This window comes from Xanthomonas sp. GW (assembly GCF_014236815.1).
Lineage (GTDB): Bacteria > Pseudomonadota > Gammaproteobacteria > Xanthomonadales > Xanthomonadaceae > Xanthomonas_A.
Window position 1 is genome coordinate 4,760,579 of the sequence record NZ_CP051189.1, and the last position, 17,295, is coordinate 4,777,873.

Sequence of the window (17,295 nt, forward strand, 5' to 3'; positions counted from 1 at the left end):
CGGGAGCGCCGCATGACCCCACTGGACAAGCCGTTGCGCCGGGAACTGGAGATCGATGGCAGGCTGTACACGCTGACCGTGGACCCGGAGGGTCTGAAACTCACCGAAAAAGGCCGCCGCAAGGGCCTGGCTTTGCGCTGGAGCGACCTGGTCAACGGCGACGCCGCCCTGGCCACCGCGCTGCAGGCCTCGCTCGCGCCGACGTGACGCGCGGCGCGCGGTCCGGCCGCGTGTGGCGTAGACAATTCGCGCCTCGCGCTCATCGCTGCGCCGCTGGCACATGCCGATGGTATTTTTGTCCGATCGGCCATCGGCAAGGAGCGGACGCATGCAGTCGAAGAACGGCACCAATCATGCAGCAGGCATTGGCCAGCGACCGAAACGGCTGGCCAGCATCGCCGTGCTGACGCTGGCCGCACTGGCCGGCAGTGCGAGCGCGCAGCAGGAGGCGTTGCGGATCGTGACCAAGACCGTCTATGCGAAGGACACGCCGGAGTGGCGCCAGATCCGCGAGTGGATTGTGCAACACCCCTCGACGATCGAAGGCAAGCGCCTGGGCGATCCCGACCAGCTCAGCGCGGTGAGCCTGGACTACAGCGTGAGCATGCCGGCCGCCACCCGCGCGGTGCCGCGACCGCTGCCCTTGCCTGCCACCGGTACGCCTGGCGACAGCATTGCCATCGCATCGTGCGCGGAAGGTTACCTGCAGTCGTGGCACTACGTGCCGGACGATAGCCCGCAGCACCGCTGGGACCTGCAGTCCTACAGCCTGGAGCTGACCGCCGCGTGCCCAGGTGGCGCCAGCCAGAACTGACATGCAGCGCTGCGCAGAGATGGCAGCCCGGGTGCGGATAAGCGCAGCCTTTCGCTCCCTGTAGGAGCGGTTTCAATCGCGACCGGCGAAGCAGCGCAACCACTGCGCCGACGATGCGTCGGGGCCGATGGCCGAGGCCATCCAGAGCGCCTCCTGCAGCGCCCCCAGCGGCAATGCCCTTGTGGGAGCGACTTCAGTCGCGATGCGCTTTCCCGGTAACGCCCGTCGCGACTGAAGTCGCTCCCACAGATGATGTCCTGCGGATCGCAGTCGCTCTAACCGGATCGATCGCTGGCCTGGCATGCGAAGCGGCCCGAGTGCTCCCCATCGCATGTCCAGTCCGGTCCGCCATCCACGCATCGCGGCCACTCGCCATCAAAGCAGCACCAGCGATACCCGCGAACCGCATACATCGCCGCATCGTGCGTGGCCGGTCCGCCCGGCTTCGCGCGTTCGATAGGAGGACGCCACTGAGCCAGGCACGCCGCCGGCGCTCTTCCGCATTCATGCAACCGCTCGCGCGGCGTCCGCGAGCGCGCACGCAACACCCATGGAGAAGCACATGCTAAGGATCGAAATCGCGATGTTTTCCGGCCGCCCCAATCCGGTCTGGTACGTCACCGACAGCGCCGAGGCCGAACGCCTGCTCGGCGAGGTGAGCGGCAACCAGGGCGTGATCGCCCGCCCCGGGACCGGCTTCGACGGACTAGGCTTTCGCGAGGTGCGCGTCGAATTCCTCGAAGACGCACCAGCCAAGAACAAAGGCATTCCGCGCCAATTCGCGCTGGCTTCCACTGCCAGCCGTGACTTCAAGGCTTCCGGTGCGCTGGCGCAGCGCCTGATCGAAGCCATGCCGCTGCGTTCCAAGGTGCAGTTGCTGGAACACGCGTTGACCCCGCTGGACGCCAAGCTGCGCGACAGCGTGCTCGAACGCCTGCAGCGCTACCTCGCCGATCCGCCACGGCGCACGCCGGCACCGCCGGCTCCGCCACGCAGCTCGCTGCGCACCACCATCAAGGACGAAGCCTGCGGCAAATGCGAATACGAGGTGAGCCAGTACAACCCCGGCTTCTGGAACGGCGCCGGCGTGGTCGGCCACAACAACTGCTACAACTACGCGCGCAACTGGCGCACCAACACCTTCGCCCAACCCGGGCGCGCGCACGGCGCCCAGACCTCGACCATGGCCTGCAACACCGTCACCGCCGCGGCCATGGCCGACGGCCTGCGCAAGCGCTGCGACTGCCTCAGCGAGAAGGAATACCCGCGCCGGCTGATGGCGCTGGTCATCGACGCCGGGCACGACTACCACTGGTACCGGCACCAGCGCGGCGGCTTCTGGGGCCACAAGCCCGGCGGCACCCCCGCGCGCAACTACGACAACAGCGGCCAGCTGATCCTGAATCCGGAAACCTGCGACCGTGGCGGCTACGAGCAGTTCTGCGGCTACTTCTACGCCGGGCGCTCGGTGGTCATCAACTGACGCAAGGCCGATGCACGTCGAGCTCGACATCTACAGCGGCCAACCGAATCCGTGCTGGGACCTCGACGCCATCGCCGTGCGCGGGCTGCGCCAACACTGCGAACGCCTGCCACGCGTGCCCGGGCCAGCCGCCGCGCCGCCGGCGCTGGGCTATCGCGGCTTCCGCTGGCAGGACGGCGCGGCGAACTGGCGCGCGCATGCCGGCGAGGTGAGCGTCGGCGCTGCCGTCTACCGCGATACCGAGCGCAGCGTGGAGCGCTATCTGCTGGCGACACTGCCGCCGCCCTACGCGCCGCTGCAAGAGCGGGTGCAGGCGGCGATCGAACGCGGTGAGCGTTCCGGCCCGGCGTGATCGCGCGACGCATCCACTCGCGCGCATCGCAGGGGCCTTCGGTCCATGCCGCCGACTGACGCAGCGAGCCGGTAGCGGCGATGTCGTGCCCATCTGATTCGCGCACGTCATGCGCAGCGCACGCGATGTCAGGCAGGCGCATTCATGGTCCCGTCCAGCGCACGGCTTCACATGGCCGCGGGGCCATGGCGAACAAGATCTCCCTCTCGGCAATCGCGTGTCGATTTCCCCCCTTCTCGCACGTCGTATGCAACAAGGCGCCCATCCCGGCGCGCCGCACCCGGAGGTTTCCATGTCGTATGTCGATGGTTTCGTGCTGGCCGTGCCCACGGCCAACAAGGAGAAGTTCCTCGAACACGCCCGCATCGATTCGGTGTTCATCGAATTCGGCGCGCTGCGCGTGCTCGAATGCTGGGGCGATGACGTGTCGCGCGGCCAGCAGACCGACTTCTTCCGCGCGGTGGACGCCAAGGACGACGAGACGGTGGTGTTCTCGTGGATCGAATGGCCGGACAAGGCCACCCGCGATGCCGGCATGAAGAAGATGATGGAAGACCCGCGCATGGATCCGGCGGCCAATCCGATGCCGTTCGACGGCAAACGCATGATCTATGGCGGCTTCGTGCCGGTGCTGGAATTGAACAAATAGGCGCGCCAGCGGCCGACATGCGACGCGCTTTGCGCCGCCACCGCGGCATGCCATCCGTGCATGCCGCTTCATGCCGCGCTGCGATGACCGCGCAGCGCGGGGCCGCTCAGAACCTGTAGCTGAAGCTCAGCGTCGCATTGCGTCCGGCGGCGTAGTACAGGTTGCTGTACTCGTCCAGCACGAAATACTTGCGATCCAGCAGATTGCTCGCGTTGAGCTGCAGCGACGCCTGTGCATTGAACGCGTAGCGCGCCATCGCGCTGAGCAGGGTCACCGAGGCCTGGTCCACGCCCTGCGGGCCATTGGGGCCATCCACCGTGGCATGGCTGGCGGACTGCCAGTTGGCGCCGCCGCCCACGCTGAGCCGGTTCCAGCTACCCGGCAGCCGGTAGGTGGTGAACAGGCGCACCAGCGTGCGCGGCAGCGCGGTGCGCAGATCGGCGCCGTCCGGGCCTTCCAGTTCGAAATGCGACCAGCCGAACGACGCGCTCCAGTCTTCGCTCAGTTCGCCCGACGCTTCCAGTTCGAAGCCGCGCGAGCGCGTGCCGTCCACCGACACGTAGGCCTGGGTCAGGCCGTCGGGCAGGGTCTTGCCGACATCGGCCTCGGCCACGTTGTCCTGGCGGGTGTCGAACAGCACCAGCGCGGTGTTGAGGCGGCCGTCGAGATGGCGGCCCTTGAGGCCGATCTCGCGGCTGCTGCCGAGTACCGGATCGAGGAAGCTGCCGTCGCTGCGGCGGTTGTCCTGCGGGTCGAAGATCTCGGTATAGCTGACGAACGCCGAATACACCGGCGTGATCGCGTAGATCAGCCCGGCGTAGGGCACGGTCTTGCGGTGGTCGTGGCGGAACACGCCGCTGTACAGGTCGTCGGTGTCGTTCTTCCAGCGGCTGTAGCGGGCGCCGGCGACCAGCGTCAACGGCTCGACCAGCGACAGGCGCGCGGCGGCATACGCGCCCTGCTGGTCGGTGCGGATGTCGGTGACCTTGTCGGCGTTGGCCGCGAACTGCGGAAAGGGATAGTCGCCATTCCACTGCAGGAAATCGCCGATCGGCGCCAGCGCCTCGGTGGCGTTGACCCACGACCGCTTGGCGTAGCGCGAACCGCTCAGGCCCAGCACCAGCTCGTGTTCGCGGCCCCAGGCCTGGAACGGCCCGGACGCGTATACGTCGAGCATGTTCTGGCGGCCGCGGTCGCGGCTGCGGTAGGCGGACGGCTCCAGCGTCTCGCCGGTGACGCGGTTCGGGAAGCCGTAGACGTAGAACAGCGCCATGTCGCCGTCGGTGGCGCGGTGGCTGGCCAGCGCCCGCAGCAGCCAGCCATTGCCGAATTGGTGCTTGAGATCGGCGAAGGCGGTGGCGGTGGTGGTGTTCCAGTAGGTCCAGTCCGCGGCGCTGCTGAAACCGCGCGGCCACTCCAGGAAACTGCCGTCGTCGTAGAACACCGGGTAGGTGCCCCAGGTCACGCCCTTGGGCCGGTTATTCTGGTAGTCGTAGCCCACGCTCAGCGTGGTGGCGGCGCCGAGGTCGGCATCGACCACGCCATACAGCACGGTCTTCTTCTTGCTGTAGCGGTCCAAGTAGGAATCGCCCTGCTCGTAGGCGCCCACCAGGCGGCCGCGCACGCTGCCGTCGGCGGCCAGCGGCGCGGCGACATCAGCGGTGCCGCGCAGCGTGTTCCACGACCCCGCGCTCAGCGACGTGTCGGCCTGCAGGGTGCGGCTGTCGGCGCGCTTGCGCACGAAGTTGATCGTCGCCGACGGGCTGCCGGCGCCGGTGAGCAGACCGCTGGCCCCGCGCAGCACCTCGATGCGTTCGTAGATGGCCGTGTCCAGGCTGGCATCGGCGGACCCGGCGTTGACCCCCGGCGCGACCGGCACGCCGTCGTAGGCCATGTTCTCGACCGGGAAACCGCGCGCATAGAACAGCACCCGCTCGGTGTCGTATGCGTTGGAGGACACGCCGGTGACGTTGTCGAGCACGTCGCGCACCGAGGTCAGGTGCTGGTCCTCAATCCGCTGCGCAGTGACGATGCTGACCGACTGCGGCGTCTGCTGCGGGGTCAGCGCCAGGCGCGTCGCCGCCGCGGTCTGTTCGACCGTGTAGGAACGCGCGCGTTCGGCCTTGACGTTGATGGCGTCGAGCGTGGTCGGGTCATCGTCGGCGGCACCCGGCTGCGCCGCGGCCGACAGCGCGACGGACAGACCCACGGACAACAGGCTCAAGCGCGATGCGGCAGCGCGAAGACGGAAAACGGACATGGAACCCCCGGATGAAGTGAGCGCAGGCAGGCGGCCTGTGCGGACTCTCACGACTGGGGCTGGCAGGAACAGGGCTTGCGCGTCGTCAAGTCCGCGCAGTCTATCCGAGCGTGGCCGCCGGGACGAGTGCGCCGCGCGCCCGGCGCAAGCGTCGGCTGCGGATGCGCATGGACGTCTGTGCAAAAAGGCATCGGCGCGGGCAGCTGCATCGCTTGCTACCGAGGGTCGCCCAACGCAGCGCGCCCGGCGGACCGGGCACGCTGTCTGGCATGGCTGCAGGCAGTCGCTCAGGAAATCGTGCAGAAGGTGCCGTAGTGATCGGCCGAGTAATAGCGATTATCGACGACCGACTTTTTGGCCCCATCGGTGACCAGGAACACCAGCCGATAGGTGCCGGCCGGGTCGCCGGGATTGCGCCGTGCCTTGCCCTCGTAGTAGGTCTGGCCGCGGCCGGCCCGGGGCAGGCGTCCTTCTGCGTTGTCGAAGACCTGCACGTCGACCGCGGCACGGCCACAGGCGGCGATCGGGTCAGGCACGGTGATGCAATAGTTCAGGTCGCGAACCGTCTCACGCACATAGGGCGGCAGCGTGCCGCAGTTCGGGACCTTCTGCGCCTGCGCCTGCGCAGCCGACAGGGCGAGGACAGCCAGCAGCGTGAATCTGATCGAGGGATACATGGATGACTCCTTGGGAACGGATGGAGGGATTGCCGCCGATGCGAACAGCACGCAGGCCGCGCACCGGACTATGAGAAGAAACGACTGCGCCGCCCGTCCGTGAATTCCTGATGTCCCTGTGCGGGCGGCGGCCGACGTGTTCGCTGCGAGCATCCGACCGCCAGGCGCGCCACAAGCGCCGGCAATGCCGCCATGGCGCTGCCGGCAGGTGCCGGACGCCACAGCGTCGGCTACCATCTGCGGCGCGCCGAAGCCGGCGCTCGTCTTCTGTGCACATGCCTGCCTCCCCGCTCATCCGCCGCCCATGAACCACGCCGCCCCGTCCCGCCCTGTCGCGGGCACTGCCCTCGCTGCGCTGCGCGTGGCCGCCAAACTCGCCGTATTCGTCCTGATCAGCGTGCCGCTGCTGCCGCTGCAATGGCTGCTGATGCGCTTCATCCGCGGACGCGGCGCCTTCGTGCTGCCGCGGCTGTGGTTCGCCTGCCTGCGCAGGGCGATGGGCATCCGCGTCGAGGTGGTGGGCACGCCGCGCCGCGGCGGCGGCACGCTGTTCGTCGGCAACCACATCTCGCACTTCGACATCGTGGTGCTGGGCAGCCTGCTGCACGCGCGCTTCATCGCCAAGAACGACATGGAACGCTGGCCGGGCATGCGCCGGCTCGGCGCCCTGGCGCAGACCCTGTTCATCAGCCGCCGGCGGCTCGACGCGGCCAACGTGGCTGCGGCCGTCGCCGCGCAGATCCGCCCCGACCACGACGTGGTGCTGTTCGCCGAAGGCACGACCTCGTCCGGCGAGCGCGTCGCCCCGTTCAAGTCCAGCCTGTTCTCGCTGTTCCTCGGCGGCGACGCCAACGCCCGGCCGTGGACGCTGCAACCGTTCACCCTGGACATCCTGTCCGTCGATGGCCGCAGCCTGGCGCACGGCGGCGAGCGCGACGCCTACGCGTTCTACGGCAGCATGCAGGCCGGCGCCCACGTCCTGCACTTCCTGCGCTCGTCCGGCGCCGTGGTCAGGGCGACCTTCCACGCACCGCTCGCGATCGCGCCCGGCACCGACCGCAAGGCGCTGGCGCAGCAGGTGCATGGCATCGTGGCGTCGGCATTGGCCGTACAGCCGCACGATGGGGAGCGATAGGCCGACACCGCATCGCCGCCGCATGGCGCGGCGCAAGGTGCGCGTGTCGCGGCCTCTAGGGATCGATGGGCTGGCTGCGCGAACAGGTGGCGATGAAATAGGGAACGCCGCTGGCCTCGGCGTAGTTGAAGAACAGCACCCAGCGCTTGCGCACGCGTCCGTTATGGTTGCTGGCGCTCAGCGGGCTGGCCACTTGCATGCCGCACATGGCGGGAAACAGCGCAACCCGGGTTTCGAACGTCTGCGCGGGCGCCAAGGGGCCACGCATGGAACGCGTCACCTTCCAGCGCACCACCTCGACCATGCCCGCAGGACCCATGGCCGACGGCGATTGCTCGCGCCGCAGCGACAGCATCTCCGCTTCCACTGCGACGGCTGCTTGCGCCTGCGCGTCCTCGACACTGTCGTACATGGCGCAACTGCATGCCGATCCGGCAAACGGAACCAGGCTCAGCAGTACTACCAACACCCTCCTCATCTTCGCGCCCTCAAAGCCTGGTCAGCATGTGGCGCCGAGACGCCGGCAGTGTCGTGCAGCCGCGACCCGGGCGACATCACGACGCGACGTCCGGTACCAGCGGCGCGGCCGGCGCATCGGGCGGACGTACCACCACGTACTGCTTGCGGAACTCAAGCCCCGGATGCGCCGGCCAAGTCGCGGCATAGCGACGCAGGCACTCAGCGCCCTCGGCGAAATCGACGCCGTTGATCCGACAATCCGCCGCGACCTCGCCTTCCGCATCGCGCGAGGCGAACAGGCGGATTCCCAGCATCCGCGCATCGTTTTCCAGCACCGGCATGAAGGCCTCCAGGCTTTGCGTGAACAGGCAGCACGGACAGAACGCATGCCCAGCCTCATCCACATCGCCGACATCGCAGGCGGCGGCCTGCGCGGCACCGCCCAGATGGGCGACCGGTCCAAGCACGACCTCGCGCCGATGCGCGGCAGGCGGCGGAAATCCCAATTGCAGGGTCATGCAATGGCGCTCCTGCTGCGCAGCGGACACCGCCTCGGACAGCGCAACCAGATCGGTGCGCGCCCAGGTCGCAAACCCCGACACCAGGCTCTGCTCGATGTCCGGGCCCCATGCGTGCTGAAACTCGGCGATGCCGTCGGGGAACAGGGTTCGATGGCGGACCTGGATGGTAGTGGCGGTACGGATGCCGTCGGGTGGCAGCTCGACCACGTCCAAAAGTTCGACGAAAACCTGCAGGCCATTGCCGAGGACGAGGTGGCCGTCCTGCAGCACCGGCGCCAGGCCTTCGCTTTCCAGCACCTGCGCCAGCAGTGCGAGCAGGCCGTGATCGCGGACGGGTGGCGCATCGGCCGGCTCCGCGGCATTGGTGCTGACCGGCTGGGGCGGTCGCTTGTCGACAAAGAAGCGCAGCAGTCGTTTGAACATCCATGATCCGATGGCAGGCGAGTGGGTCGTCGCGCGACGGATTATAGATTCCGCGATCGGACGATCGGCGACAGCGCCCCTGGGCGGCGGGCATCCACGGACCTAACGGGCGCACCGATCGGATGGCCGGCCCGGCCGATCGTCCCTTTCCGCTCGCTAGAGCGCCCGCGCGGCCGTGTTCGCGTGAGCGTGGCCGCTATGCGGCACTCCCCGCGTTGTTATCGGCAGGCAACAGCGACCGGCGCGGCGTCTTCCCGACCCGCACAGGATTTCCGGCGCGGCTGCCTGCCTGTCGCAGCGCGCGTCCGCACACGGACAGTGTCCGCGCAGGTCCATCCCAACAGTTCATGGAGAACGCAAATGAAGAGCGCAAGGGCAGTATCGTCGTTCCGGTCCCCGCACGCGGTCACCGTCGCGGTGCCGGTGGAGGTCGGCAACGACATCGAGAAGATGCACAAGGTCACTCGGGAAATCCTCGGCCGGCTGGGCTGCGCGGCCTGCCACTCCGGCTTCGACCTGCGCTTCGTGATCGAACGCGACTTCCGGGTCAATCCGGCGCTGGAGATCGAGGGTTTCGCGCCGCGGATCGGCCCCTGACCGGAGGCATCGGCAATGCATACCCTGCCCGATCTCGGCGTCGGCCTGGTGCTGTGGCCGGAGTTGATGCCGGTACTGGCCGAGGACGACGGCGCGATCGGGGTGGTCGAGATCGAGCCGGAATTCTTCTGGTTCGAGACCGGCAACGCGCAGGCGCCGATGCGCATCGACACCGACATGGTGCGGCAGCTCGCCGAGCTGCCGCAGCACAAACTCGTGCACGGCGTGGCCTCCCCGGTGGGCGGCTCGCTGGCGCCCGATCCGCAACGCCTGCAGTTGATGCGCGACGTGGTGCAGGCGCTGGACGCGCCGTGGGCCAGCGAACACCTGAGCTTCAATGCGGTACCGGTAGCCGGCGGCCCGGTCGATTCCGGTTTCCTGCTGCCGCCGCTGCAGACCGTGGCGAGCGCGCGACAGGCGGCGGCCAATATCCGCGCGATGGCGCAGGGCCTGCAGGTGCCGTTCGCGGTGGAGAACAACGTCAATTATCTGCGCCCGGTCGCTGGCGAACTCAGCGACGGCGCGTTCATCGCCGAAGTGGCGACCCAGGCCGACTGCGGCATCCTGCTCGACCTGCACAACCTGTGGACCAACCAGAAGAATGGCCGCCAGCCGGTGCGCGAGGCGCTCGCCGCGCTGCCGCTCGAGCGCGTCTGCGAACTGCACCTGGCCGGCGGCTTCGCGCACCGCGGTTACTGGCTCGACGCGCATTCCGGACTCGTCGATGAAGAATTGATGCGACTGGCCGCCGAGCTGATGCCCGCGCTGCCCAACCTGCACGCGATCGTCTTCGAGATGCTGCCGACCGCCCTGGCCCACGTCGGCATCGCCGATGTGCGCAGGCAGATCGACAGGCTGCACACGCTATGGGCCCTGCGCCGACCCGGCACACGCGCGCCGCAGGCGGCAGCGGGCCTCGTGCGCAGCGATGACGGCGCCGTACCGTCGCCCGCCGACTGGGAACGGACCCTGGGTGCCCTGGTCCGCGGCGACGCGCCGGGCGCGCATCCCGTCGCCGCATTGCTGGCGGATCCCGGCGTCGCCCTGCTGCAGGAACTGGCCGGCAATGCGCGCGCCGGACAGATCGCCAGCGCGGCGCGGCTGACCACGCGCATGTTGCTGGCGCATGGTGGCGAAGCGGCCTTCCGCAGCGTGTTCGAGGACTACGCCGCCGCGCAGCCACCGCGCCAGTTCGCCAGCAGCGAGGCGCTGGGCTTTCTGGAACACGTGCAACTCGCGGCGCCGGCGATTCCGCAGCTGGCGCAGGTGGCGATGTTCGAAAGCGCGGTGATCCACTCCGCGCTGCAAGGCGACGCGCGCGTCGTCGCCTTCGATAGCGACCCGGTGCCGCTGCTGACCGCGCTGGCCGAGCGTCGCGCCCCGCCAGCGGCGCAAGCGCCCGGCAGGTTCGCGATCGAGCTGCAGGGCGGCGCTGTCACCGCTATCCGCGCAGGCTAGCGCCGTCCGCAAACCGCTGGACGAATCGCATGCCATCGGTGCGCGTGGCTGCATGTCACGCAGGTGACATCGCGACTTCCTAGCCTGCGCCCAGGGCTGGCGGCCGGCGCCGCCAAGGACGGTCGCCATCGAAATTCTGCTGTGGACTGTGTTCGCCGTGGTGATGAGCGCCGTGCTGCTGTTGGGCGCATCGGTGGTGATCGTCGCCACTCGCGAGAATGGCCTCTACTCCGCCGAAGAGAAGACCTGGCAACGCCTGATGCACGGCGGCATCCCTGCCGAGGCCGAGATCCGCGCGCTCAAGCGTTCCGAGCACGGTCTGTCGCGCGGCGGCAGCCAGGGCCAGACCGTGCACGCGGTCGAACTGACGCTGGACGTCTTCGACGACGCAGGCGGCGTGTCCACGGTAACGCTGCGCACACTGATCGACGAAGCACTGTTGCCGCAGTTCTGCGTCGCCGGCACCCGCGTGCATGTGCTGCGCGATCCGGACGACGCCTCGATCCTGGCAATGGACCGCGCGCGGACGCCGCTGGAGATTCCGCGCGCAGGCGGTTGATGGTGGCCTGCGCAGGATGCAGGATTTCCCTGGGATGCCGCTCCCTGTAGGAGGGGCTTCAGCCCCGACAGTATCCGAAGCCGGAACACTCACTGCTCCGCTCGTCGCGGCTGAAGCCGCTCCTACAGGGGATTGCGGCTGGCTTGCCGGGTGCACTGTGGGAGGGGCTTCAGCCCCGACAGTATCCGGAGCTGGAACACTCACCGCTTCGCTCGTCGCGGCTGAAGCCGCTCCTACAGTGGCTTGCGGCAAGCTTGCCGGGTGCACTGTAGGAGGGGCTTCAGCCCCGACAGTATCCGGAGCCGAAACACTCGCCGCTGCGCTCGGCGCGGCTGAAGCCGCTCCTACAGGGGATTGCGGCTGGCTTGCTGGGTGCACTGTGGGAGGGGCTTCAGCCCCGACGGTATCCGGAGCCGAAACACACAACGCTGCATTCGGCGCGACTATGACCGCTCCCACATTCGCCGCTACGGCTTCGCCGCCTCGCACAGCTTGCGGTTGAACCAGGTGGACTTGGCGATCGGCAGATAGCTGTCCCAATCGGTCGGCGGCAGCATGCTGCCGTTCTTGTCCAGTTCCTGCTGCAGCGAGTCCTCGTCGCGACTGCCGGCGGCGATGGTGGTGTCCAGCACGGCCAGGCACTCCTTCGGACGGCCCAGGCGCAGCAGGGTGATGGCGCGGTCGTTGGCGAAGCGGTCGCGCTCCAGCCAATGGAAGAACGTGCCGCATTCCTTGTCGAACGCGTCCATCCCCGAGAGCGCGGCCGCATAGTGCTTGCCGCGATAATCGGCCAGGTACGCCGCGCGCCGCCGCGTGCTCGCCGCGGCGGTGCAGCCCGCCGGCAACGCCAGGTACTCGCCCTCGAAGCTGGCGCGCGCGCCGCAATAGTCGCGGCAGCTCTCCTCGGTCAGCGCCTTCACCTCGAACCCGCCGGGCGTGCGCTTGAACGACACGCGGCACGGCGTGTCGCTGCCTTCGGTGGCCTCGGCGATCTCGCCGCGCAGCGTGCCGGACAGCCCGCAGCTGTGGCCGTTGGCGCCCATCGCGTCGATCGTGAACTGGCGCACGTCGCCCTGCCCGCTGATCCGCAGGCTGCCCCAGCCCTCCTTGGTGCCGTACTCGACCGGCGCCGGCGCAGCAGCGACGGCAGCGAACGCCGCACCGCACACCAGCAGCGCACTCCAACTCCATCGTCCTGACATGGCGGTTCCAAATTCGGCAAGGGAGTGGAATTTTCCTCCATCTTGCGGGCGGTCGACCAGTGCGGCAGACATCTTTCGCAGCCGATGCTCCGGTGCTGCATGGAAAGCCGCGACGCCGGGCTCCACGCATCTGGACGCGCCATGCGCAGCGCCAGCGAGGCACGCGCGGTCCCGAACCGCAATTGCACTACCCGCCAGCCAGCATCCGGGGCAGAATCAGCCCATGACGCCACTCGCCTTCTCGCTCGCCGCCATGCTGGCCGGCGTCGCCGCAACCGCCCCGGCGCCGGAGCGCATGCTGATCTTCAGCAAGACCGCCGGCTTCCGTCACGAGTCGATCCCGACCGCGGTGGCGACGCTGCGCCAGCTGGCGACCGAGGAAGGCATGGCCGCGGACCACAGCGAGGACGCGAGCGACTTCACCGCCGACAACCTGGCCCGCTACCGCGTGGTGGCGTTCGCCAGCACCACCGGCGAGGTCCTCGACCCTGCGCAGCAACAGGCGTTCGAAGGCTTCGTGCGCAATGGCGGCGGTTTCGTCGGCGTGCATTCGGCGGCCGACACCGGCTACGCCTGGCCGTGGTACGGGCGCCTGGTCGGCGCCTGGTTCCAGGGCCATCCGCCCGGGCTGCAATCCACCCAGGTGCAGCCCGAACGCGACGGGCGGCCCAGCGGCACGCCCTGGCCGATCCACGACGAGATCTACAACTACCGCAGCAATCCGCGCGCCCAGGTGCAGGTCATCGCCACCGTGGACGAAACGCGCTACACAGGCGGCACCATGGGCGCGGACCACCCGATCGCCTGGTGCCACGCCTTCGACGGCGGCCGTGCCTGGTACACCGGCCTGGGCCACGACGCGGCGGTGTATGCCGATCCGCACTTCCTGGCGCAACTGCGTGCAGGCGTGCGCTATGCGGCCGGCCGCTCTAGTTCGTGTTGATCCATGCCCGCCTGCAGCGCTGTCGATTCACTTGCAGGCTTGGGTAACGGCTTTCTCGACCGCCTGCATGAAGTCGCGATCGTCCTTCATGGCAGGATCTGCGCGAGCGCTGTCGCGCACATGCTTGGCGCGCGTGCATGCCTCCGGGCCCGGCTCGCGCACCGAGCTGATCAGGTTCGCGCCGAAGCTGGGTTCCTGGCGGTTGCCGGAAGCGGCCTGTGCGCCACCCTGCCGGGCGGGCGGTTCTGACAACGTCCCTTGGCGCTGGCCGCCAGCCGCCGAAGCGGGTGCCGCGCTCTCCCAGCGCTTCTGCTCGGCACCGCTCGCGCAGGGTGCCGATTGATACACCGTGCCGAGCTTGGGATCCTTGCATTTGTAGGCCGACTGCGCCGATGCCGGCAGCGCCAGCACGCACAACACTGCAGCAAATATCCTGACCATGGCGTCCTCCCCCCGAGGTAAAGCATTAGCTTATACGAACGGCTTTACCCAGTCGGCGCGTAGCGGCACGCCCGAACGGGCCATGTGCCGCATGCGTCGCCCCGACCGGTCCAATCGCGAAGATGCTGCCGCAGTGACGGGAACAACGCGCTCACCGGCAGGCGGACGCCGAAGCGGCGGCGCAGCCCGCTTGCAACATTCCGACAGCCCGGCTGCAGGCGCGGGAGCTATCCAACCGTCCCCCCTACCTTAGGCACGTTGCCGGCAGCGTCCGAAGCTGCGAGGGTGCGGCTTCGACACGACAAGGTTTGACCATGCTGGCGTTCCTGACCGCGACGCTCGTCGCTGCCGCGCTTTCCGCTTCCGCGCCACTGGATGCCGTCCCGCAAACCCGCCTGGATGCCGACCTGCGCTGCCTGCTCGGGGTGTATGCGCTGCCTGAGGGGCAGTCGGTAACCATCACCGGCGACGGTGGGAAGCAGCGCGAACTCCACTACACGCTGTCGAACGGCCGGTTCGGCCGCCTGCAGCTGGACGCCAGTGGCGGATACGGCGCAGACGCCGTGTATATCCGTTTCGCCCCCTGCCGTGCCGGCACGCTGCAACTGACCCAGGGCGAGGTCACCGAGACCGGCACCCGACTGCGCCTGGTCGAAAAGGAAACCACCTTCAGCAGCGATGGCATCGCGCTGCACGGCAAGCTCGTATTGCCCGCCACTGGCCGAGCGACATCGGCGGCGGTGTGGGTCGAAGGTTCGAACAACGACCCCACTACCGACGATACCGTCTGGCAATACGAACTCGCGCGCAGGGGCATCGCCGTCTTCGTCTACGACAAGCGTGGGACCGGCGCCTCCGCCGGCGCCCTCTCCTCCGATTTCCATGCGCGCGCACGCGACACCGCGGCCGCGGTCAAGGAAACCCGGCGGCTTGCCCCAGCCGTTCGCCGGGTCGGCGTGATCGGCGGCAGCCAAGGCGGCTGGGTCGCGCCGCTGACCGCCACGCTGGTGCCGCTGGATTTCGTTGTGGCCGCCTTCGCGATGGCGGAAGGGCCGATCGCCCAGGACCGCGAGCTGGTGGAGCAACAGCTGCAGCGCGCAGGGTTCGACGAGACTGCGCTGGCCGAAGCCAGGGAACTGACCGCCCTCACCGAACGCATCGTGCGTTCCAACATGCGCGACGGCTTCGCCGAGCTGGACGCCTTCAAGTCCAGCCATGCCGATGCGCCTTGGCTGGCCGCCATCCAGCCCCGCTCGTACACCGGCCTGTTCCTGAAACTCTCGAGCGCCGAACTCCAGGCGAACGGCGCCGCCCTCGCGCAAGGGCTGAGCTTCGACTACGAACCACGGCCGGTGATCGAGGCGATCAAACCGCGCCAACTGTGGTTGCTGGGCGGCAGCGACCGCCAGGCCCCGAACGCCGCCACCCAAGCCATTCTTCGACAACTGCAGCAACGCCGGGAGGACCTCGCTGTGGTGGTGTTCCCGAACGCGGACCATGGCCTGATCGAGTCGATCAAGACCGCCGACGGCGTGGCAAAGACCTATTCGGCGCACCTGTTCGACGTGACTGCGGACTGGATCGACGACGGCAAGCTTCCGGCGGCAGGGAAGTTCATCGTGATGCCGGTGGCGGACTGAACCTCCCACGCCGATCGCCCGACAGCGAATTTCTGCAAGCAGGGAGATCCCTGCCTAGAGCGAGATCTTCGCCGACCGAGGTAACCCGACCGGGTTACCTCGATCTGGCCCGCAAGCCGCCGGTGCGCGAGGCGTGCCGAGTTCCCCCGATGCCATCGTCACAACATGCTCCGCAACCCGTGGCTGGGCTGATCCATGTCGCGCGATGCCTCTTGTGCAGCCGGCTGTACCTGCTGCGGATTGGCGGCTTCCAGCTTCTGCAGATTCTCCGCCAAGGGCTGCTTGATCGCCTCGGTCTTGTCGACATGGGCGCGCAGCACATCCGCATCGTTGCCGGGGTTTTTCCAGGTCGCGAACACATTGCCGTTGGTCGGGCTGGGCGTCACGTCCTGAATCTCGGGCAAGGGCGGCGTGCTCAACATGGCCTGCACCGCCAGCGCGCCCGCGATGCGTTCCTTGTCCTGCTGGTTGGTGTAGACGCCCGCCTCCGGGCCGAGCCTGTCGAGTCCGGCCACGGCCTGCTTGAACAGCGGATCATCGCGAAGCTGCGCCTCGCGTTGCGCATCGAGGGGGGCTCCGGCGGCGCTGAACGTGCGTCCCGACGTGCCCAGGCCCGGCACCGTCGGCACGACCGATTCGTCGAGCTGGCGCCCCGATGCCGGCGCCCAGTGCCCGAAGAAACCATCGTTCTTCGGCTCGGGCAGGCCCACGTCGCGAAGCACGCTGTCGGCCAGCGTGTTGGAGTTCTGCACCTGCGGATCGTAGGGGTACTTGTCGTCCTTGGCCTGTGCGTTGGCGACCATCCGCTCCCACGTCCTGGACAGGTCAGCTCCCTGTGCGATGCCTTCGCGATACTGCGCTTGTCCGGTGGTGTTCGGATTCTCCGGATGATCGGGATTGGTGCGGTCGTAGGGAAGGTTCGTCTCGACGTGCATCCTTCCGTAGGGCAGGCCGGGCTGCTCGTCGCCCGTCCAGCCGCTGATCGTGCGCTGGTTGCCGTCCTTGTCCGTATAGAGCAGGAACTTGTGGTGGTACTCCTTGCCCAGCGCCGATCCGATGTTGCGATATCCGACCTCGATGCTCTCGTCCATGGGATGCTCCGATAGTCCCTATTGGTTTTTGATGTGGACGGCGTCGACCTTGGTCACCTTGCCATCGGCATCCAGGAAGAACGTCATCACGATCGAGCGGGCATCCGGATCCAGCATGGCCTGCCCCTTGTTGTCCCTGACCACGATCTTGTCCGGGGTGTTCTCCACGATCTTGGACGTCGGGGATTTCCCGAACGTCTCCAGCACCGTCGATTTCTCGGCGCTCGGCGGAATGTATTTGGCGACGATGTCGCTGACATCGATCTGCTCGAACCGCACGGGCTTCCGGGATGCGTAGATTTCTTCCAGCATGGGGCCAACTCCTGATGTCATGACATCTTTCTGGGTAGTGCTACTGTTCGTGCCCGCGTTGGCGCAGGACGCCAGCGGTAGCACCGCGGCCGCGGCCAGCGCCAGCAACGCAGCGGATCTGTTCAGCATGAAGCGTGGCATGGTGATCTCCCGTTGCCGCCGATCCAACATGGTATGCCCGGCGAGCATAGAGCCGAATGCTTGAATGCCCGTAGACTAATTCGCCTGGCACGCGATCAGAACCGATGCGTCGACGCAGGCACGCAGCGCCATGTCTTT

Annotated in this window: 19 protein-coding genes; 11 read left to right on the forward strand and 8 right to left on the reverse strand. The window is 68.1% G+C overall.

Going from position 1 to position 17,295, the window contains the following annotated elements:
- The first annotated feature begins 12 nt into the window (after positions 1–12).
- From HEP73_RS20585 to HEP73_RS20605, 5 genes are all read left to right on the forward strand, one after another.
- The gene (locus HEP73_RS20585; RefSeq protein ID WP_185823524.1) at positions 13–207 is read left to right on the forward strand and encodes a hypothetical protein; all 195 of its coding nucleotides are present in this window, start codon (positions 13–15) and stop codon (positions 205–207) included.
- A 121-nt stretch (positions 208–328) separates the two neighbouring features.
- Entirely contained in the window at positions 329–814 is a 486-nt protein-coding gene (locus tag HEP73_RS20590; protein WP_185821352.1) for a hypothetical protein, read from the forward strand.
- 562 nt (positions 815–1,376) lie between these two features.
- Positions 1,377–2,297: a hypothetical protein gene (locus tag HEP73_RS20595; RefSeq protein WP_185821353.1), complete on the forward strand. Its 921-nt coding sequence runs from the start codon at positions 1,377–1,379 to the stop codon at positions 2,295–2,297.
- A 10-nt stretch (positions 2,298–2,307) separates the two neighbouring features.
- Positions 2,308–2,649: a hypothetical protein gene (locus HEP73_RS20600; RefSeq protein ID WP_185821354.1), complete on the forward strand. Its 342-nt coding sequence runs from the start codon at positions 2,308–2,310 to the stop codon at positions 2,647–2,649.
- A 292-nt stretch (positions 2,650–2,941) separates the two neighbouring features.
- Positions 2,942–3,298 (forward strand): DUF1428 domain-containing protein, encoded by a 357-nt coding sequence (locus tag HEP73_RS20605; RefSeq protein ID WP_185814328.1) that lies wholly within the window; start codon positions 2,942–2,944, stop codon positions 3,296–3,298.
- A 106-nt stretch (positions 3,299–3,404) separates the two neighbouring features.
- On the opposite strand, the gene HEP73_RS20610 is transcribed toward HEP73_RS20605, so the two are convergent.
- Together HEP73_RS20610 and HEP73_RS20615 are read right to left on the reverse strand one after the other, a co-directional pair.
- Positions 3,405–5,522 (reverse strand): TonB-dependent siderophore receptor, encoded by a 2,118-nt coding sequence (locus HEP73_RS20610; protein WP_255423580.1) that lies wholly within the window; start codon positions 5,520–5,522, stop codon positions 3,405–3,407.
- A 323-nt stretch (positions 5,523–5,845) separates the two neighbouring features.
- A complete protein-coding gene (locus HEP73_RS20615) occupies positions 5,846–6,235 on the reverse strand; it encodes a ribonuclease domain-containing protein (RefSeq protein WP_185821356.1) in 390 nt (129 codons plus the stop codon).
- 304 nt (positions 6,236–6,539) lie between these two features.
- On the opposite strand from HEP73_RS20615, the gene HEP73_RS20620 reads away from it, so the two are divergent.
- Positions 6,540–7,370: a lysophospholipid acyltransferase family protein gene (locus HEP73_RS20620; RefSeq protein ID WP_185821357.1), complete on the forward strand. Its 831-nt coding sequence runs from the start codon at positions 6,540–6,542 to the stop codon at positions 7,368–7,370.
- 55 nt (positions 7,371–7,425) lie between these two features.
- Here the strand turns inward: HEP73_RS20620 and HEP73_RS20625 are convergent, their stop codons facing one another.
- A complete protein-coding gene (locus HEP73_RS20625) occupies positions 7,426–7,782 on the reverse strand; it encodes a hypothetical protein (RefSeq protein ID WP_185821358.1) in 357 nt (118 codons plus the stop codon).
- A gap of 142 nt (positions 7,783–7,924) precedes the next feature.
- A complete protein-coding gene (locus HEP73_RS20630) occupies positions 7,925–8,773 on the reverse strand; it encodes a DUF6348 family protein (protein ID WP_185821359.1) in 849 nt (282 codons plus the stop codon).
- Between the two features lie 360 nt (positions 8,774–9,133).
- On the opposite strand from HEP73_RS20630, the gene HEP73_RS20635 reads away from it, so the two are divergent.
- The 3 genes from HEP73_RS20635 to HEP73_RS20645 all read left to right on the forward strand — a co-directional run bounded on the left by HEP73_RS20635 (position 9,134) and on the right by HEP73_RS20645 (position 11,387).
- A complete protein-coding gene (locus tag HEP73_RS20635) occupies positions 9,134–9,370 on the forward strand; it encodes a hypothetical protein (protein WP_185823557.1) in 237 nt (78 codons plus the stop codon).
- A gap of 15 nt (positions 9,371–9,385) precedes the next feature.
- On the forward strand, positions 9,386–10,828 hold the full coding sequence (locus HEP73_RS20640) for a DUF692 domain-containing protein (protein WP_185821360.1): 1,443 nt from the start codon (positions 9,386–9,388) through the stop codon (positions 10,826–10,828).
- A gap of 148 nt (positions 10,829–10,976) precedes the next feature.
- Entirely contained in the window at positions 10,977–11,387 is a 411-nt protein-coding gene (locus HEP73_RS20645) for a hypothetical protein (protein WP_221899363.1), read from the forward strand.
- A 467-nt stretch (positions 11,388–11,854) separates the two neighbouring features.
- Here HEP73_RS20645 and HEP73_RS20650 read toward each other — a convergent pair whose 3' ends face one another.
- The gene (locus HEP73_RS20650) at positions 11,855–12,589 is read right to left on the reverse strand and encodes a hypothetical protein (protein ID WP_185821362.1); all 735 of its coding nucleotides are present in this window, start codon (positions 12,587–12,589) and stop codon (positions 11,855–11,857) included.
- A 223-nt stretch (positions 12,590–12,812) separates the two neighbouring features.
- On the opposite strand from HEP73_RS20650, the gene HEP73_RS20655 reads away from it, so the two are divergent.
- Positions 12,813–13,532 carry a ThuA domain-containing protein gene (locus HEP73_RS20655; RefSeq protein ID WP_185821363.1) on the forward strand — a complete coding sequence of 240 codons (720 nt, stop codon included), beginning with the start codon at positions 12,813–12,815 and terminating at the stop codon, positions 13,530–13,532.
- 27 nt (positions 13,533–13,559) lie between these two features.
- Here HEP73_RS20655 and HEP73_RS20660 read toward each other — a convergent pair whose 3' ends face one another.
- Positions 13,560–13,973, reverse strand: coding sequence for a DUF4124 domain-containing protein (locus HEP73_RS20660; RefSeq protein WP_185821364.1), 414 nt, complete (start codon positions 13,971–13,973; stop codon positions 13,560–13,562).
- 314 nt (positions 13,974–14,287) lie between these two features.
- Here HEP73_RS20660 and HEP73_RS20665 point away from each other — a divergent pair, with 314 nt between their 5' ends.
- Positions 14,288–15,613: an alpha/beta hydrolase family protein gene (locus HEP73_RS20665; protein WP_185821365.1), complete on the forward strand. Its 1,326-nt coding sequence runs from the start codon at positions 14,288–14,290 to the stop codon at positions 15,611–15,613.
- A gap of 158 nt (positions 15,614–15,771) precedes the next feature.
- Here the strand turns inward: HEP73_RS20665 and HEP73_RS20670 are convergent, their stop codons facing one another.
- A complete protein-coding gene (locus HEP73_RS20670; protein WP_185821366.1) occupies positions 15,772–16,704 on the reverse strand; it encodes an XVIPCD domain-containing protein in 933 nt (310 codons plus the stop codon).
- Between the two features lie 18 nt (positions 16,705–16,722).
- Positions 16,723–17,157, reverse strand: a complete 435-nt coding sequence (locus HEP73_RS20675; RefSeq protein ID WP_255423582.1) for a DUF6393 family protein — start codon at positions 17,155–17,157, stop codon at positions 16,723–16,725.
- Positions 17,158–17,295 lie beyond the last annotated feature (138 nt).

Bases quoted from the DNA above. Each gene is read 5' to 3' on its own strand.
- HEP73_RS20655 (WP_185821363.1), top strand. From the start codon at position 12,813: ATGACGCCACTCGCCTTCTCGCTCGCCGCCATGCTGGCCGGCGTCGCC.
- HEP73_RS20590 (WP_185821352.1), top strand. From the start codon at position 329: ATGCAGTCGAAGAACGGCACCAATCATGCAGCAGGCATTGGCCAGCGA.
- HEP73_RS20640 (WP_185821360.1), top strand. From the start codon at position 9,386: ATGCATACCCTGCCCGATCTCGGCGTCGGCCTGGTGCTGTGGCCGGAG.
- HEP73_RS20625 (WP_185821358.1), bottom strand. From the start codon at position 7,782: ATGTACGACAGTGTCGAGGACGCGCAGGCGCAAGCAGCCGTCGCAGTG.
- HEP73_RS20605 (WP_185814328.1), top strand. From the start codon at position 2,942: ATGTCGTATGTCGATGGTTTCGTGCTGGCCGTGCCCACGGCCAACAAG.
- HEP73_RS20620 (WP_185821357.1), top strand. From the start codon at position 6,540: ATGAACCACGCCGCCCCGTCCCGCCCTGTCGCGGGCACTGCCCTCGCT.
- HEP73_RS20660 (WP_185821364.1), bottom strand. From the start codon at position 13,973: ATGGTCAGGATATTTGCTGCAGTGTTGTGCGTGCTGGCGCTGCCGGCA.
- HEP73_RS20585 (WP_185823524.1), top strand. From the start codon at position 13: ATGACCCCACTGGACAAGCCGTTGCGCCGGGAACTGGAGATCGATGGC.
- HEP73_RS20630 (WP_185821359.1), bottom strand. From the start codon at position 8,773: ATGTTCAAACGACTGCTGCGCTTCTTTGTCGACAAGCGACCGCCCCAG.
- HEP73_RS20600 (WP_185821354.1), top strand. From the start codon at position 2,308: ATGCACGTCGAGCTCGACATCTACAGCGGCCAACCGAATCCGTGCTGG.
- HEP73_RS20665 (WP_185821365.1), top strand. From the start codon at position 14,288: ATGCTGGCGTTCCTGACCGCGACGCTCGTCGCTGCCGCGCTTTCCGCT.
- HEP73_RS20670 (WP_185821366.1), bottom strand. From the start codon at position 16,704: ATGGACGAGAGCATCGAGGTCGGATATCGCAACATCGGATCGGCGCTG.
- HEP73_RS20675 (WP_255423582.1), bottom strand. From the start codon at position 17,157: ATGCCACGCTTCATGCTGAACAGATCCGCTGCGTTGCTGGCGCTGGCC.
- HEP73_RS20635 (WP_185823557.1), top strand. From the start codon at position 9,134: ATGAAGAGCGCAAGGGCAGTATCGTCGTTCCGGTCCCCGCACGCGGTC.
- HEP73_RS20615 (WP_185821356.1), bottom strand. From the start codon at position 6,235: ATGTATCCCTCGATCAGATTCACGCTGCTGGCTGTCCTCGCCCTGTCG.
- HEP73_RS20650 (WP_185821362.1), bottom strand. From the start codon at position 12,589: ATGTCAGGACGATGGAGTTGGAGTGCGCTGCTGGTGTGCGGTGCGGCG.
- HEP73_RS20595 (WP_185821353.1), top strand. From the start codon at position 1,377: ATGCTAAGGATCGAAATCGCGATGTTTTCCGGCCGCCCCAATCCGGTC.